The sequence below is a fragment of the Streptomyces sp. NPDC059895 genome, assembly GCF_042731035.1.
GTDB lineage: Bacteria > Actinomycetota > Actinomycetes > Streptomycetales > Streptomycetaceae > Streptomyces.
Genome location: NZ_JBHWKO010000029.1, coordinates 55,071 through 70,507, shown reverse-complemented (window position 1 = coordinate 70,507; position 15,437 = coordinate 55,071). Strand labels below are relative to the sequence as shown.

At 72.6% G+C, this 15,437-nt stretch carries 14 protein-coding genes and 1 pseudogene; 8 read left to right on the top strand and 7 right to left on the bottom strand.

The genetic code is table 11. The features are described from left to right. From ACFV9M_RS27990 to ACFV9M_RS27975, 4 genes are read right to left on the bottom strand one after another with little or no spacing between them, the layout of a single operon-like run. Complete coding sequence (locus ACFV9M_RS27990; RefSeq protein WP_189934487.1) at positions 1-375, bottom strand: hypothetical protein; 375 nt, start codon at positions 373-375, stop codon at positions 1-3. 12 nt (positions 376-387) lie between these two features. Beyond that, positions 388-1,035, bottom strand: coding sequence for a roadblock/LC7 domain-containing protein (locus tag ACFV9M_RS27985; protein WP_385069321.1), 648 nt, complete (start codon positions 1,033-1,035; stop codon positions 388-390). 34 nt (positions 1,036-1,069) lie between these two features. Beyond that, a complete protein-coding gene (locus ACFV9M_RS27980; protein ID WP_385069320.1) occupies positions 1,070-1,894 on the bottom strand; it encodes a transcriptional regulator in 825 nt (274 codons plus the stop codon). Further along, a complete protein-coding gene (locus tag ACFV9M_RS27975; RefSeq protein WP_385069318.1) occupies positions 1,891-2,289 on the bottom strand; it encodes a hypothetical protein in 399 nt (132 codons plus the stop codon). The genes ACFV9M_RS27980 and ACFV9M_RS27975 overlap by 4 nt, the downstream gene beginning before the upstream one ends. Before the next feature lie 502 nt (positions 2,290-2,791). Between ACFV9M_RS27975 and hutU the strand changes: the two are divergent. From hutU to hutI, 4 genes and pseudogenes are all read left to right on the top strand, one after another. After that, positions 2,792-4,450: pseudogene (gene hutU, locus ACFV9M_RS27970) on the top strand (urocanate hydratase); the annotation flags it as partial. A 383-nt stretch (positions 4,451-4,833) separates the two neighbouring features. Beyond that, positions 4,834-6,036: an allantoate amidohydrolase gene (locus ACFV9M_RS27965; RefSeq protein ID WP_385069376.1), complete on the top strand. Its 1,203-nt coding sequence runs from the start codon at positions 4,834-4,836 to the stop codon at positions 6,034-6,036. Continuing rightward, entirely contained in the window at positions 6,033-7,382 is a 1,350-nt protein-coding gene (locus ACFV9M_RS27960; RefSeq protein ID WP_385069316.1) for a formimidoylglutamate deiminase, read from the top strand. The genes ACFV9M_RS27965 and ACFV9M_RS27960 overlap by 4 nt, the downstream gene beginning before the upstream one ends. After that, positions 7,379-8,692, top strand: a complete 1,314-nt coding sequence (gene hutI, locus ACFV9M_RS27955) for an imidazolonepropionase (protein ID WP_385069314.1) — start codon at positions 7,379-7,381, stop codon at positions 8,690-8,692. Before ACFV9M_RS27960 ends, hutI begins: the two co-directional genes overlap by 4 nt. On the opposite strand, the gene ACFV9M_RS27950 is transcribed toward hutI, so the two are convergent. Then, positions 8,632-9,612, bottom strand: coding sequence for a DMT family transporter (locus ACFV9M_RS27950; RefSeq protein WP_385069312.1), 981 nt, complete (start codon positions 9,610-9,612; stop codon positions 8,632-8,634). The two genes, hutI and ACFV9M_RS27950, sit on opposite strands and share 61 nt — an antisense overlap. Positions 9,613-9,832: 220 nt before the next feature. Then, positions 9,833-10,762: an RNA polymerase sigma factor SigF gene (locus ACFV9M_RS27945; protein WP_385069311.1), complete on the bottom strand. Its 930-nt coding sequence runs from the start codon at positions 10,760-10,762 to the stop codon at positions 9,833-9,835. Between the two features lie 236 nt (positions 10,763-10,998). Here ACFV9M_RS27945 and ACFV9M_RS27940 point away from each other — a divergent pair, with 236 nt between their 5' ends. From ACFV9M_RS27940 to ACFV9M_RS27930, 3 genes are all read left to right on the top strand, one after another. Further along, positions 10,999-11,376, top strand: coding sequence for an STAS domain-containing protein (locus ACFV9M_RS27940; protein WP_385069309.1), 378 nt, complete (start codon positions 10,999-11,001; stop codon positions 11,374-11,376). A 216-nt stretch (positions 11,377-11,592) separates the two neighbouring features. Continuing rightward, positions 11,593-11,784 (top strand): hypothetical protein, encoded by a 192-nt coding sequence (locus ACFV9M_RS27935; protein ID WP_385069307.1) that lies wholly within the window; start codon positions 11,593-11,595, stop codon positions 11,782-11,784. 28 nt (positions 11,785-11,812) lie between these two features. Continuing rightward, complete coding sequence (locus tag ACFV9M_RS27930) at positions 11,813-12,295, top strand: ATP-binding protein (protein ID WP_385069305.1); 483 nt, start codon at positions 11,813-11,815, stop codon at positions 12,293-12,295. A 409-nt stretch (positions 12,296-12,704) separates the two neighbouring features. On the opposite strand, the gene ACFV9M_RS27925 is transcribed toward ACFV9M_RS27930, so the two are convergent. Further along, positions 12,705-14,201, bottom strand: coding sequence for an oligopeptide:H+ symporter (locus ACFV9M_RS27925; protein ID WP_385069303.1), 1,497 nt, complete (start codon positions 14,199-14,201; stop codon positions 12,705-12,707). Between the two features lie 511 nt (positions 14,202-14,712). On the opposite strand from ACFV9M_RS27925, the gene ACFV9M_RS27920 reads away from it, so the two are divergent. Further along, positions 14,713-15,390: a response regulator transcription factor gene (locus ACFV9M_RS27920; RefSeq protein ID WP_385069301.1), complete on the top strand. Its 678-nt coding sequence runs from the start codon at positions 14,713-14,715 to the stop codon at positions 15,388-15,390. Positions 15,391-15,437 lie beyond the last annotated feature (47 nt).

Below are 15,437 nucleotides of genomic sequence, written 5' to 3'. Positions count from 1 at the left end.
TCAGACCTCCAGGTCCTCCTCGATCTTCTTCAGCTGGTGGCGGGCCATCGCCAGGTTGGCCCGCTTGGCGTCCAGCACCAGGTAGAGGAAGAGCCCGTTGCCGCCGCGCCCGCTGATCAGGCGGATCAGGTGGTACTGGTCGGAGAGCGTGATCAGGATGTCCTCGATCTGCGCCTTGAGACCGAGGTGCTCCATGGTGCGCATCTTGGCGCGCACCACGTCGGTGTTGCCCGCGGCGGCGACGTTGAGGTCGAAGCTCTTGCCTCCGCCCATCGTGCCCAGCGCCATGCCGCTGGTGTAGTCGACGAGCGCGACGCCGGTGGCGCCCTCGATGGAGGCGAGTGCTTCCTTGAGCGCGGTTTCGGTGTTGGCCATGACTGGTTCCTCTCAACTTTCTGCGGTGGTGCGGGCGTTGGCGGTCGTGGTGCGTGCCCTGCGCGCGCGTCTCGAACGCGCGCCGGCGGTGTCGGTGGGGTGGGTGGGGTCGGTGGTGTCTGCGGCGGCAGTGCTGTCTCTGGTGCCCGTGGCACCTGTGGTGTCTGTGGAGCCCGTGGCACCTGTGGTGTCTGTGGTGCCCGTGGCACCTGTGGTGTCTGCGGCGCCGCTGCTCCTCCGCGTGCGCGGGGCGGGCTTGGCCGGGGCGGCCGGGGCGGCCGGGGGTGGCGCCGCGGCGTCGACGAGCTCCCCGATGCGGGCTCCCGACCGGCGTCCCTCCAGGTGCAGCCGGCCGACGTTGACGCGGTCCTGCGCGAGCACCGTCAGCACGGCGCCCTCCCCGGCCGCGTACGTCGCGACGTAGCCGTGCACCCCGCGGACGAGCAGTTCGCGGAAGGCGCCCCGGCCGGTCGCGTCCGTCATGCGCACGGCGACGGCGAGCGCGGCGGAGGTGAGCGCGGCCGCGCCCTCCGGCTCCACACCGGGGATGTCGTGGGCGAGGACGAGGCCGTCCACGCCCGCCGCCAGCGCTCCGGTCAGCTGGGGCACCCGGGCCCGCAGCCGCCGCAACTCGGCGCGTATCTCCGGCTCGGCCGCCATCAGCGCCCTCCTCTCGGCACGCGGTCGCTGCCGTTCAAAGGGCCTCCAGCGCATCCCTGAGCCTCTTCAGCAACGTGATGTCGGGGTCGTCGACACGGGGCAGGTCCAGGTCCGGCGGGGCCTCGGGCGCGGAGGGCGGGAACCGCGCGGCCACCAGACCGGCCGCCGCCAGCCGGCGCGCGTCCACCAGCGTGGCGAACGCCTGCCGGCCCAGCGCCCGGGCGATGTCCGACGCGGTGCGCACCCCGTCCACCAGCGCCAGCACCGCCCGTTGCCGGGCGGTGAGCCCCGGCGCGGCGACGGGCTCGGTACGCAGCAGCGGCGCGGTGTCCGGCAGCGGGTCCGGCCACAGCCGGTGCAGCAGCTCACGGCGGCGCAGCGTCTCCCGCTCCAGGGCGTCGACCGTGACCGGCCGCAGCACCCCGAACCAGTGCCCGGTGCCGTAATGGAACCGGCCCGGCGCGCTGCTGGGGGCGAGGGCGAAGTACGCCGCGTCGTACAGCGCCCCCAGGTGGCACATCTCCAGCGCGCCCTGTCCGATGCGCCCGGCGTCGAGCAGCAGCCGGGCCGCGCCGTTGCGCTCGTCGGCGCGCTCCACCGCCTCCCGCCAGACAGCGGCGTCGAGCGTGCCGTGGGCCGGCAGGAGCACGTCGAGACCGGGGGCGTAGGGGCTTTCGGCGTGCGCCACCCGGCCCTCGACGAGGTGCAGGGCGCCGCACTCGCGCTCCAGGACGCCGGTGGCCCGTTCGGCGGCGAGCCGTGTCAGCATCGGCGACACCCCGCCGCCCGCGTGGTCCCGAGCCGCCGCTCTGTCCCGCATCGGCAGCCGGGGAGGCGGGGTCGTCCCCACGACGGTCATCCCAGCACCAGCCGTCCGGCCATCTCGCCCAGCCGTATGCGGGCCAGTGCGAGATTGCCGTCCGGCCGGGCCAGCCACACGTGCAGGAACAGGCTGCTGTCGAAGGAGGTCGGCACGAACCGCAGGACGTGGTAGCTGTCCCGGTTGCTGATGATCAGGTCCTCGACCGGAGGGTCGGCGGCCTCGGCCGCGTCCCCGTCGCCGGGCGTGAACGCCCGTTGTTCGGCCGTGAGCCGTGCCACCTCCGCGGCCTCGGCGGCGGCGGCCTCGTGGTCTCCGCCCGGGAACTCCCCGACGGTGCCCAGGGCCAGTCCGCTGGTCCAGTCGACCAGTGCGGCTCCCCGGGCCCCGGGCAGCCGCATGGCCTCCAGTAGGCACTCGTCGATTCCGGGCACCGTTGGCTCCCCTCCCGCCTGCGGTTCGGCTGAGTGAGGGAGACGCTACGCAACGTAGGCGCGAGGGGGTGAGGGAATTGGCATTTTCCAGCGGAACATGCGCCGCGTGGCTAGGGTGGGTCGACTGCCCTCTTTCTCATCCCCGTTGTCCGCTGTCCCTCCTGTTCCTGTTTCAACACCGTCCGCGGGCGCGCGGCAAGGGAGTGGGGGTGTGGCTGGGGTGGTGGGGGTGCGGCTGGGGTGGCGGGGGTGATGCTGTGCGCCCTCCGGCGCGTCCCCCGATGCGCCCCCGGCGCCGATGAGCCCCCGGTGCGCCGTCCGGTGTGTCCCCCCCCGGTCCAGAACTCGTGAGCCTCGCGCCTTGTGGTGGCGCGCCTTGTGGCGGCGTGTCCGTCGCCTCTCCTGTCGCGCCCCGGTGTTGACTAGCTCTATTCATGAAGCCAGGATGTGAATAACAGCAGCAACATCCGTCGGGACCGTCCCCGCCACGAGGAGGCAGACCATGTCAGGACCCCGCCCCGTACGAGCGCCGCGCGGCACGGAACTGAGCGCCCTGGGGTGGCAGCAGGAGGCCGCCCTGCGGATGCTGCAGAACAACCTCGACCCCGAGGTCGCCGAACACCCCGACAAGCTCGTCGTCTACGGCGGGACCGGCAAGGCGGCGCGCGACTGGCGCTCCTTCGACGCGATGGTCCGCACCCTGCGCACCCTGAAGCAGGACGAGACCATGCTCGTCCAGTCCGGCCGCCCCGTCGGCGTCCTCCAGACCCACGAGTGGGCGCCCCGCGTCCTGATCGCCAACTCCAACCTCGTCGGCGACTGGGCCACCTGGGAGGAGTTCCGCCGGCTGGAACAGCTGGGACTGACCATGTACGGCCAGATGACGGCCGGTTCCTGGATCTACATCGGCACCCAGGGCATCCTCCAGGGCACCTACGAGACCTTCGCCGCCGTCGCCGCCAAGAAGTTCGGCGGCACCCTCGCCGGCACGATCACCCTCACCGCGGGCCTCGGCGGCATGGGCGGCGCCCAGCCGCTCGCCGTGACCATGAACGACGGCGTCGCGATCTGCGTCGACTGCGACCCGCGCGCCATCGAACGCCGCATCGAGCACCGGTACCTCGACGTGAAGGCCGACTCGCCCGACCACGCGCTGCGCCTGGCCGTCGAGGCCCGTGACGCGCGCCGCCCGCTCTCCATCGGCGTCCTCGGCAACGCCGCCGACCTCGTCCCGCGGTTCCTCGCCGCGGGGGCGCCCATCGACATCGTCACCGACCAGACCTCGGCCCACGACCCGCTGGCCTACCTGCCCACCGGCGTGGACTTCGACGACATGGCCGGGTACGCGGCCAAGGACCCGGCGGGCTTCACCACCCGCGCCCGTGAGTCCATGGCCCGGCACGTCGAGGCGATGGTCGGCTTCCTCGACGCCGGCGCCGAGGTCTTCGACTACGGCAACTCCCTCCGCGGCGAGGCCCGACTGGCCGGGTACGACCGGGCGTTCGCCTTCCCCGGCTTCGTCCCCGCCTACATCCGCCCCCTCTTCTGCGAGGGCAAGGGCCCCTTCCGCTGGGCGGCGCTGTCCGGCGACCCGGCCGACATCGCGAAGACCGACCGGGCGATCCTCGACCTCTTCCCGGAGAACGAGTCCCTGGCCCGCTGGATCCAACTGGCGGGGGAGAAGGTCCACTTCCAGGGCCTGCCCGCCCGGATCTGCTGGCTCGGCTACGGCGAGCGCGACAAGGCCGGCGAGCGGTTCAACGACATGGTCGCGAGCGGGGAGCTGGCCGCCCCGCTGGCCATCGGACGCGACCACCTCGACTGCGGCTCCGTCGCCTCCCCCTACCGCGAGACCGAGGCCATGCTCGACGGCTCCGACGCCATCGCCGACTGGCCGCTGCTCAACGCCATGGTCAACGTGGCCTCGGGCGCGTCATGGGTGTCCCTGCACCACGGCGGCGGCGTCGGCATGGGCCGCTCCCTGCACGCGGGCCAGGTGACGGTGGCCGACGGCACCAGGCTGGCCGGCGAGAAGATCCGGCGGGTGCTGACCAACGACCCCGGCATGGGCGTCATCCGGCACGTCGATGCCGGCTACGACCTCGCGGAGTCGGTCGCCGACGAGCGGGGCGTGCGCGTTCCCATGCGCGAGGGCGGAGAGGGCGGAGAGGGCGGAGAGGGCGGCGTGGGCGGAGAGGGCGGCGAGGGCGGCGAGGGCGGTCTGGACGGTGCGGGCCGCGGGGGCCGTGAGGGTCGCCAGGGCCGTCAGGGTGACGACGCGTGAGCCGGCCCGCAAGCGCGCACGGCGGCGACCGCCCGGTGGGTACCGAGCCGTCGCAGTCGCAGTCGCAGTCGCAGTCGCAGTCGCCGTCGCAGACGCCGTCGCCGTCGCCGTCGGTGGCCGGTCCGGCCGAGCCCATCCGCCCCGCCTCCCGGCCCCGCCCCGCCTCCCGGCCGCACCCGCCCCACCCGGCCGGAGACACCCCCGCCGCCCCGCGGAACGAGCCCCCACGGACCGGGACGGCCGGCGGGTCGTTCCACCGGATGTGGCGTGAGCTGCTGCCCATCGGCCGGCACCCCGACTCCGGCGGCTACCGGCGCTTCGCCTGGAGCGGTGCCGACGCCGAGTGCCGGGCCTGGTTCACCGAGCAGGCCGAGGCCCGAGGGCTGACCCACGAGATCGACCGCAACGGAAACCAGTGGGCCTGGCTCGGCGATCCCACCGCCGGCGACGCCGTCGTCACCGGGTCCCACCTCGACTCCGTGCCCGACGGCGGCGCCTTCGACGGGCCCCTCGGAGTGGTGTCCTCCTTCGCCGCCCTCGACGAACTGCGCGCCCGGCGGGCGACGTTCACCCGGCCCCTCGCCATCGTCAACTTCGGCGACGAGGAAGGCGCCCGCTTCGGCCTCGCCTGCGTGGGCTCCCGGCTCACCGCCGGCCGGCTCACCGCCGAGCAGGCCCACCGGCTGACCGACGCCGACGGCGTCACCCTCCCGCGGGCCATGGAGGCCGCCGGGTACGACCCCGACGCCATCGGACCCGACCCGGAGCGGCTGGCCCGCATCGGCGCCTTCGTCGAACTGCACGTCGAACAAGGGCGGGCCCTCGACCTCAGCGGCGACCAGGTGGGCGTCGCCAGCGCCATCTGGCCGCACGGGCGCTGGCGGTTCGACTTCCGGGGCGAGGCCAACCACGCCGGCACCACCCGGCTCGCCGACCGGCGGGACCCCATGCTGCCGTACGCGCAGACCGTGCTCGCCGCCCGGCGCGAGGCGCGCCTCGCGGACGCCGTCGCCACCTTCGGCAAGATCTCCGTCGAGCCGAACGGCGTCAACGCCGTCCCCTCCCTGGTGCGCGGCTGGCTCGACTCCCGCGCCGCCGACCAGGACCGCCTCGACACCGTCGTCGGCGGCATCGAGAAGGCCGCCCGCGAGTACGCCGACGCCCACGGCGTCGACCTCGACGTCGTCCGCGAGTCCTTCACCCCCGTCGTCGAGTTCGACCACGCCCTGCGCGACGAACTCGCCCGCATCCTGGGCCACGACACCGGCCTGAAGGTCCCGGTCCTGGGCACCGGCGCCGGACACGACGCCGGGATCCTCTCCGGGAGCGTCCCGACCGCCATGCTGTTCGTGCGCAACCCCACGGGCGTCTCGCACTCCCCGGACGAGTTCGCGGCCGAGGACGACTGCCTGGCCGGGGTACGCGCGCTCGCCGACGTACTGGAAGGACTGGCCTGCACGTGACCCCCACGCAGTCGACACGGACGTACTGGCTGGAGCACGCCTGGCTCGGCACCCGCGTCGAGCCAGGAGTCGCGGTGGAGGCGGCGGCCGGCCGGATCACCGCCGTCCGCACCGGCACGCCCGCCCCGCCGCCCGGTGCGGAGGTGCTGCGCGGCCTCACCCTGCCCGGCCTGGCCAACGCCCACAGCCACGCCTTCCACCGCGCCCTGCGCTCCACCGTCCAGGTCGGCTCCGGCACCTTCTGGACCTGGCGCGAGGTCATGTACGGGGTCGCCGACCGGCTGACCCCGGAGACCTACCACGCGCTCGCCCGCGCGGTGTACGCCGAGATGGCCCTCGCCGGCATCACGGCGGTCGGCGAGTTCCACTACGTGCACCACACCCCCGGCGGCACCCCCTACGCCGACCCGAACGCGATGGGCGAGGCCCTGATCGAGGCCGCCGCCGAAGCCGGCATCCGCATCACCCTCCTCGACACCGCCTATCTGTCCTCCGGCTTCGGACAGCCGCCCGACACCCACCAGCTCCGCTTCTCCGACGGCAGCGCGGACGCCTGGGCCGAACGCTGTTCACTTCTCAAGGAACGGGATCACACACGGATCGGAGCGGCCGTCCACTCCGTACGGGCCGTGCCCGCCGGGCAGTTGGCCACCGTGGCGCGATGGGCAGAGGAACGCGGGGCGCCGCTGCACGTGCACCTGTCCGAGCAGACCGCCGAGAACGATGCCTGCCGCGAGGCCCACGGGTGCACACCGACCCAGCTCCTCGCCGAGCACGGCGTCCTCGGCCGGCGCACCACCGGCGTGCACAACACGCACCTCACCGCCGAGGACATCGCCCTCCTCGGCGAGTCCTCCACCGGCACCTGCATGTGCCCGACCACCGAACGGGACCTGGCCGACGGCATCGGCCCGGCCGTCGCCCTCCAGGCCGCCGGCTCACCCCTGTGCCTGGGCTCCGACAGCCACGCCGTGATCGACCTGCTCGAAGAGGCCCGCGCGATGGAGCTGAACGAGCGGCTGCGCAGCCGTACGCGAGGCCACTGGACGGCGGCGGCCCTTCTGCGGGCGGCCTCCACCGACGGCCACGCGGCCCTCGGCTGGAACGACGCCGGCACCATCGAGCCCGGCGCGCGCGCCGACCTCACGACGATCGCCCTCGACTCGGTCAGGACGGCAGGGCCGCTTCCGCGGCTCGGGGCCGAGACGGCCGTATTCGCCGCGTCGGCGGCAGACGTGTCGCACACGGTCGTGGGGGGTCGGCACGTCGTACGGGACGGGGGCCACTCCCTCGTACCGGATGTGCCGAAAGCCCTCGCGGACGCCGTCGCAGCCCTGCGCGGATGACCGCGGGCCGCCCACCCGCACGGCCCGCCCCCGCCCCCGAACCCCATCCCACCGCCGACCAGGCCAGCAAGGACGCCATGAGCAACGCGACGACCGTCAGCCCCGCCCACTCCGCGAGCACCGCGAGCACGCTCATCACCAACATCGCCGCCCTGGTCACCAACGATCCCTCCCGCTCGAGCGGATTCGAGAGCGGGGAAGGATCCCCCCTCGGACTGATCCAGGACGCGGCCGTCGCCATCGAAGGCGACCGCGTCGTGTGGACCGGTGACCGAAGCAAAGCACCCGCCACTGACAATCGGGTCGACGCAGCGGGCCGGGCCGCCATCCCCGGCTTCGTCGACTCCCACTCCCACCTGGTCTTCGCCGGCGACCGCACCGCCGAGTTCAACGCCCGTATGTCCGGCCGCGGCTACACCGCCGGCGGCATCCGCACCACCGTCGCCGCCACCCGTGCCGCCAGCGACGCGGAGCTCGAGGCCAACCTGACCCGTTACCTCCGCGAGGCGCTGCACCAGGGCACCACGACCCTCGAGACCAAGTCCGGCTACGGCCTGACGGTCGCCGACGAGGCCCGCGCCCTGCGCATCGCCGCCCGCCACACCGACGAGGTCACCTACCTCGGCGCCCACATCGTCCCGCCGGACCACGCCGACGACCCCGCCGCCTACGTCGCCCTCGTCACCGGCGAGATGCTCGACGCCTGCGCCCCGCACGCCCGCTGGATCGACGTCTTCTGCGAGGAGGGCGCCTTCGACGGCGACCAGGCCCGCGCCGTCCTCACCGCCGGCAAGGCCCGGGGACTGCACCCCCGCATCCACGCCAACCAGCTCTCCTACGGCCCCGGCGTGCGACTGGCGGTCGAACTGGACGCCGCCAGCGCCGACCACTGCACCCACCTCACCGACGCCGACGTCGACGCCCTCGCCAGTGGGAACACCGTCGCCACCCTCCTGCCCGGCGCGGAGTTCTCCACCCGCGCCGAGTGGCCCGACGCCCGCCGCCTCCTCGACGCGGGTGTCACCGTGGCCCTGTCCACCGACTGCAACCCGGGCTCGTCCTTCACGTCCTCCGTGCCGTTCTGCATCGCGCTCGCGGTGCGGGACATGCACATGACTCCCGACGAGGCCGTCTGGTCCGCCACCGCCGGCGGAGCGGCCGCGCTGCGCCGCACGGACATCGGCCGCCTCACCCCGGGCGCCTACGCCGACCTGGTCCTCCTGGACGCCCCGAGCCACGTCCACCTGGCCTACCGGCCGGGCGTGCCGCTGGTGTCACAGGTGTGGCGGCGAGGTGTACGCGTCGCCTGAGCGCCCGCCCCCGCCACCACGCGCCCCCGGTCCGCCACCGCCCGCCCCCATCCGGTCCCCACCAGCACCAGCAGCGCGCCAAGGAACCCGAGCGCACCGGGCCGGTCCCCCGCCAGCGCGATGCCCACGGCCGCCGCCCACACCGGTTCCGTGCCCAGCAGCAGGCTGACCCGCGACGGGGAGGTGCGGCGGACCGCCCACATCTGCACGAAGAACGCGAACAGCGTGCAGAACACCGCCAGGTAGAGAAGCCCCAGCCAGTCCCCGGCGTCGAACGCCCCCGCGGCCGCCCACGGCGAGGCGCCCGTCCCCGGCACCGCCACCAGCACCGCGAACACGGCCACCGCGCCGCCCAGCTGAAGTGTCGTCAGCGACAGCGCGTCCGCGCCCCGTACCGACTCCATCCGCGCCATGGCCAGCACATGCACCGTCCGCGCGACGGCGGCCCCCAGCATCAGCAGATCACCCCCCGACGGGGCGGTGAACCCGGCGCCCTGCGTCAGCAGTGCCACACCGAGCACCGACACACCGGCCGCCGCCAGGAACGACCCCGGCAGCCGCACCCCGCGCACCCGGCTCTCCGCGAGCGGCGTGAACACCATCGTCAGGCTGATGATCAGACCGGCGTTCGTCGCCGAGGTGTGCACCACCCCGTACGTCTCCAGCAGGAAGATCCCGGCGAGGACCAGCCCGAGCAGCCCCGCCCCGCGTACCTGCGTCCCGCTCAGCGCGCGCAGCCGCCGCCACCCCACGACGACCAGCACCGGCAGCGCGACGGCGAACCGCAGCACCAGCACCGCGAGGACGGTGTCCGCCGTGGTGATCCCCTTGGCGGCGAGATAGCTGGACCCCCACACCGCGGCGACCAGCAGCACGGGCAGGTCGGCGAGCCGGCCGGGGCGGGCAGGGGTGGCGGGCATCGTGCTCCTCGCGGCGGTCGCGGTGCGCCCACCGCGGGCCGGAGGGCCGGCTCAGCGTAAGCGGCGTAGGCACGCCAGGTCAGCGGCCCGTCTCGGGACGAGGACCCCACGTCGACCCCGCCCGTCGCGCCGGGGCACGCCCGCGCCCGGGTGAGCAGACCATGCTGCTCGCCCGGGCGCGGACCGCACTGGACGTTCGGTCTCCCGTCGGAGGCGGGTCTCACTCCTCCAGCGTCAGGCCCTTGCGCAGCCGCACCAGGGTCCGCGACAGCAGCCGTGAGACGTGCATCTGGGAGATGCCGAGTTCGTCACCGATCTCCGACTGGGTCAGGCCGGCGACGAAACGCAGGGAGAGGATCTTCCGGTCCCGGTGCGGGAGCTCGGCGATCAGCGGCTTCAGGGACTCGACGTACTCGATGCCCTCGAGTCCGTGGTCCTCGTAGCCGATGCGGTCGGCGAGGGCGCCCTCGGCGTCGTCGTCCTCGGGCTGGGCGTCCAGCGAGGAGGCGGTGTACGCGTTCGAGGCGGCCATGCCCTCGACGACCTCGTCGTTGGAGATGCCGAGACGTTCCGCCAGCTCGGCCACGGTGGGGGCGCGGTCGAGCTTCTGGGCCAGCTCGTCCCCGGCCTTGGCCAGGTCGAGGCGGAGCTCCTGGAGCCGGCGCGGGACGCGCACGGACCACGAGGTGTCACGGAAGAAACGTTTGATCTCGCCGATGATGGTTGGCATCGCGAAGGTGGGGAACTCCACACCCCGGCTCAGCTCGAAACGGTCGATCGCCTTGATCAGGCCGATCGTCCCGACCTGGATGATGTCCTCCATCGGCTCGCTGCGGGAGCGGAAGCGGGAGGCCGCGAACTTGACCAGCGCGAGGTTCAGCTCGACGAGGGTGTTGCGGACGTACGAGTATTCGTACGTTCCTTCCTCCAGCGACTCCAGCCGCTCGAAGAGGGTCTTGGACAGGGCCCGCGCGTCGACGGGTCCGACCTCGTCGTACGGCGGGATCTCCGGAAGCCCGGCGAGCGCGTCGGCGGGGTCCGCGGTGGCATCGCTGTCCTGCGCGAGGGGATTCAGACGGTCCGGTGGGGGTGTCGACGTCGCTTTGTGGGTATGCGGTGCGTCGAGCCGGGATGACATGATGTCCTCCATCGTTCTCGGCATATGGCTGCCGAAGCCAGTGCGTGCACTACGGTGTGCGGCGCCTCCAAAGCCGGCGTGTCGGGTACGTGTTCCTCCTAGCCCTACCCGCTTTACTCGGCCGATCGCAAGTGCGTTTTGTTGAGTTATGTCCGTTTGTGTGTGATTGTTCGGCTGTTGGAGCGCGGATCGAGGGCGTAGTGTTCGAGGGCGTCAGCAAGCAGTCACGACCTCGGGAGAGACACGGCATGGACCGCGGGACGGTCGGCAGCGCACAGTCTGGCCGGCTTCTGGTGGAGGTGCGGGAAGAGGGCTCCAGTGCCGTCGTGACACCGGCGGGTGAGCTCGACCACCACACGGCCGACCTGTTGCGTGAGCCACTCGAGGGCTGCCTCGACAAGGGGCTGAGCCGACTGGTCGTGGACTGCTCCCGGCTGGAGTTCTGCGACTCCACGGGGCTCAACGTGCTGCTCGGCGCCCGCCTGAAGGCGGAGGCGGCCGGCGGCGCGGTGCACCTGGCGGGCATGCAGCCCGTGGTGGCCAGGGTCTTCGAGATCACCGGCGCGGACGCCGTCTTCACCGTGCACGACACGGTCGGGGCCGCCCTCGCCGACGGCGACGGCTGACCCGGCGGGTGGCCCCCCCGGCTTCCGCACACCCCCGCACGGTCGACGTGTTACGCGCGTCACACCTGTGCCGAAGGGTGTACGGGGGCGCACAGGACGGGCGCGCAAGGGGTGCGGGAGGGGCGGCCGCGTGGGCGGCCGGGCGGACGGGACGGCTCACCTGCGGGCGAACGAGGGGTGTTCCGCCGGTTCCGTCGGGCAGGAGACATCCTGAACATGTCGATGACACAGCGCGTGGTGCGGCCCGTACGCCACGTACGGCACGAGGAGCGCGAGGAGCTCCGCAAGCTCGAGGAGGGGCGGGATGAGCGGACCGACCGTGCGACGGCCGTCGACCGTGTGTACTGGATCCGGTGCCCGTGGGAGGAGCTCGTGCACTCCGGGAATCTCGAATCGTGTCCATCGTGAACTGGTGAATCGGTGAGGTGAAGCGCTGATGAGCACCACCCGGCCTTACTCGCCGGGCGACCGCGGGCCGGAGCCCAGCGGCGCTTCCGGGGTGTCGGAGGGTCGTCAGGTCCGCAGGCTGAGCTTCGAGGGCGAGAGCGGCGTGGTCCCGCTCGCCCGCGACTTCGCCCGCCAGGCGCTGTACGCGTGGGGCTGGCTGCCCGCCGCGACCGCCGACCGGCGGGCCGCGGCCGAGGACGTGCTGCTCGTCGTCTCCGAACTGGTCACCAACGCCTGCCTGCACGCCGAGGGACCCGATCAGCTCTTCCTGGGCTGCGACAACAAGGTCATCCGGGTGGAGGTCTCCGACCGCGGCACCGGCCAGCCGGCCCCTCGCACTCCCCACCGCGCCGGACGCCCCGGCGGCCACGGCATGTTCATCGTCCAGCGGCTCTCCCTGGACTGGGGGGTCGTCCGGACACCGGGCGTCTCGGGCAAGACCGTCTGGGCCGAACTGGGCGCTCCGGCGTAGCGGCACCGACCGCGCCGCGCTGTCCGAGGTGCCTTGTCCGAGTCGCCTTGTCCGCGTTGCTCGTCCAAGTCGCGGTGTCCGAGCCGCCCGACCTGAACCGCCCGACCTGAGCCGCCCTCTCGCCCACCCGCACGGCTGAGCCCGCACCTCCGGTGCGCCCCCCTCCCGTCCTTCCCCGCCCTCCCGGCGTGCCGTGAGGCAGCGTCAGTGGCCGGGCGGCAGGCGGGTAGGCGGCAGCCGGCAGCCGGCATCCGGCAGCCGGTAGGCGGTAAGGCGGCAGTCGGCAGCCGACAGCCGGTAGGCGGCAGTCGGCACACGACAGCGGACAGACGGCGCGGGCGACGCGAAAGCCCGGAGGGCCGCCGCACCCTGTCGGTGCGACGGCCCTCCGCGAGGTCGTGGCCGGACGTCAGCGGACGTCGCCCATGAGCTCCTTGACCTTGTTGCGGTACATCCACACGGCGACACCGGCGATCACGGCGAGCGTGGCCTCCAGGGCGACGATGCCCGTCTTGTTCAGGTCGACGCCGGCGATGGAGAGCAGACCGGTCGTGGCGTCACCGGCGGTGACGGCCAGGAACCACACACCCATCATCTGCGAGGCGTACTTCGCGGGCGCCATCTTCGTGGTGACCGACAGGCCGACCGGAGAGAGCGTCAGCTCGCCGACGGTCTGCACGAAGTAGATCGCCACCAGCCACAGCGCCGCCGCCTTGTGGCCGCCCTCCGCGATGGACAGGGGGGCCATGAAGAGGAAGAAGGACGCGCCGATCAGCACCAGGCCCGAGGCGAACTTCACGATCGTGCTCGGCTCCTTGCCGCGCCGGTTGAGCGCCAGCCAGATCCAGGCGAAGACCGGGGCCAGCGCCATGATCAGGACCGGGTTGACCGACTGGTACCAGGAGACCGGGAAGTCCCAGCCCAGCACGCTGTTCTCGGCCGAGGAGTCGGCGAAGATCGACAGGGTCGAGCCGCCCTGGTCGTAGATCATCCAGAAGACGGCCGCGGCGACGAAGAACCAGATGTACGCGGACATCTTCGACTGCTCGGAGCGGTCGAGATCCTTGTCCCGCTTGATGTTGACCAGCACCATCACCGGGATGATCACACCGAGCAGGGTCAGCGGGACCAGGACCCAGTTCAGGGTGTAGTGGCCGGAGAACCCGACGATCGCGTAGAAGACGACGGCGATGGCGGCCCAGATCGCGGACTTGCGCAGCGTCGAGGCCTTCTCGTCGGCGGACAGCGGCTTCGGGACGACGCTGGAGCGCGCGTCCAGGTGGCGGCTGCCGATCAGGAACTGGACCAGGCCCAGGGCCATGCCGAGCGCGGCGAGCGCGAAGCCCAGGTGCCAGTTGACGTTCTCACCGATGGTGCCGATGATCAGCGGCGCGGCGAAGGCACCCAGATTGATGCCCATGTAGAAGACGGTGAAGCCACCGTCGCGGCGCGGGTCGTCCGGACCGTCGTACAAGTGGCCGACCATCGTGGAGATGTTGGCCTTCAGCAGACCCGAGCCGATGGCGACCAGACCGAGACCGGCGTAGAACGTGCCCGACGAGGGCAGTGCCAGCGTGAGGTGGCCGAGCATGATGACCGCGCCGGCGACGGCGACGGTTTTGCGCGGTCCCCAGACGCGGTCGCCGAACCAGCCGCCCGGCATGGCGAGCAGGTACACCAGCGAGACGTACACCGAGTAGATCGCGGTCGCGCTGGCCGCGTTCAGGTGCAGCCCGCCCGGGGCGACGAGGTACAGCGGGAGCAGAGCCCTCATGCCGTAGTAGGAGAAACGCTCCCACATCTCGGTCATGAAGAGAGTGGCCAGTCCGCGGGGGTGGCCGAAGAAGGTCTTTCCGGAGCCGGGGGTGCCCGGACGGACCGAGTCCTTCGTCAGGCTGGACGCCATGGTCGTTCCTTGCTGGTCGGGACGCATGAGTGGAGCGTTACGCGCCCGGTGGGGGCGGCCGGCACCGGCGCTCGGCGCGTCCACCCCACGCCCACGGGGAGCCCGCTCCGGGTCTCGGAACGGCGGACGGCGACCACCGGGATCCACGCCCCCGCGCAGGGGGCCCGGCCACAGGTCATTCCTTTCCAGGGCTGGTGAGAACCAGCCCGCACACAAAAGAGACCCCCGGCGTCAAGTCGTCGAGCGCCAAGGGTCCCCGCGGTGCTACAGGCGTCCTTTCACCATACGGCAGGACAGTGCCGGATATGGAAGGACTTGAGACACGGATCACAGGTGATCCAGGAACCAGGTCTCACTTTTCAAGGTCCATACCAGGATGACATCTCTGGACCCCAGGTCCAGACCATGATCCCTCGTGTCGCGCGGGGTGAATGTCCGTCATGTCCCTGAGTAAGAGGCCGGGTCGGCCGTCACACCTCTGGCCCCGCCCCGTGCGGACTACCATCGGCTCATGACCCGTGTACTGCTCGCCGAGGACGACGCGTCCATCTCGGAGCCGCTGGCCCGCGCACTGCGCCGGGAAGGGTACGAGGTCGAGGTGCGGGAGGACGGACCGTCCGCGCTCGACGCCGGCCTGCAGGGCGGCGTCGACCTGGTCGTGCTGGACCTCGGCCTGCCCGGCATGGACGGCCTGGAGGTGGCCCGCCGGCTGCGCGCCGAGGGCCACGCCGTGCCGATCCTGATCCTCACCGCGCGCGCCGACGAGGTGGACACCGTCGTCGGCCTGGACGCGGGCGCCGACGACTACGTCACCAAGCCCTTCCGGCTGGCCGAACTGCTCGCGCGCGTCCGGGCCCTGCTGCGGCGCGGCTCCGCCGAGCCCCAGCAGCCGCCGGCCACCCACGGCGTGCGCATCGACGTCGAGTCGCACCGCGCCTGGATGGGCGAGGAGGAGCTCCAGCTCACCGCCAAGGAGTTCGACCTGCTGCGGGTGCTCGTCCGGGACGCCGGCCGGGTCGTCACCCGGGACCAGCTGATGCGCGAGGTCTGGGACACCACGTGGTGGTCGTCGACCAAAACGCTGGACATGCACATCTCCTGGCTGCGCAAGAAACTCGGCGACGACGCGGCCAACCCCCGCTACATCGCCACCGTGCGCGGGGTCGGGTTCCGCTTCGAGAAGAGCTGAACGCCTCTGCTCGACGGGACCCGCGCCGACGCGCTACAGGGCCGCCG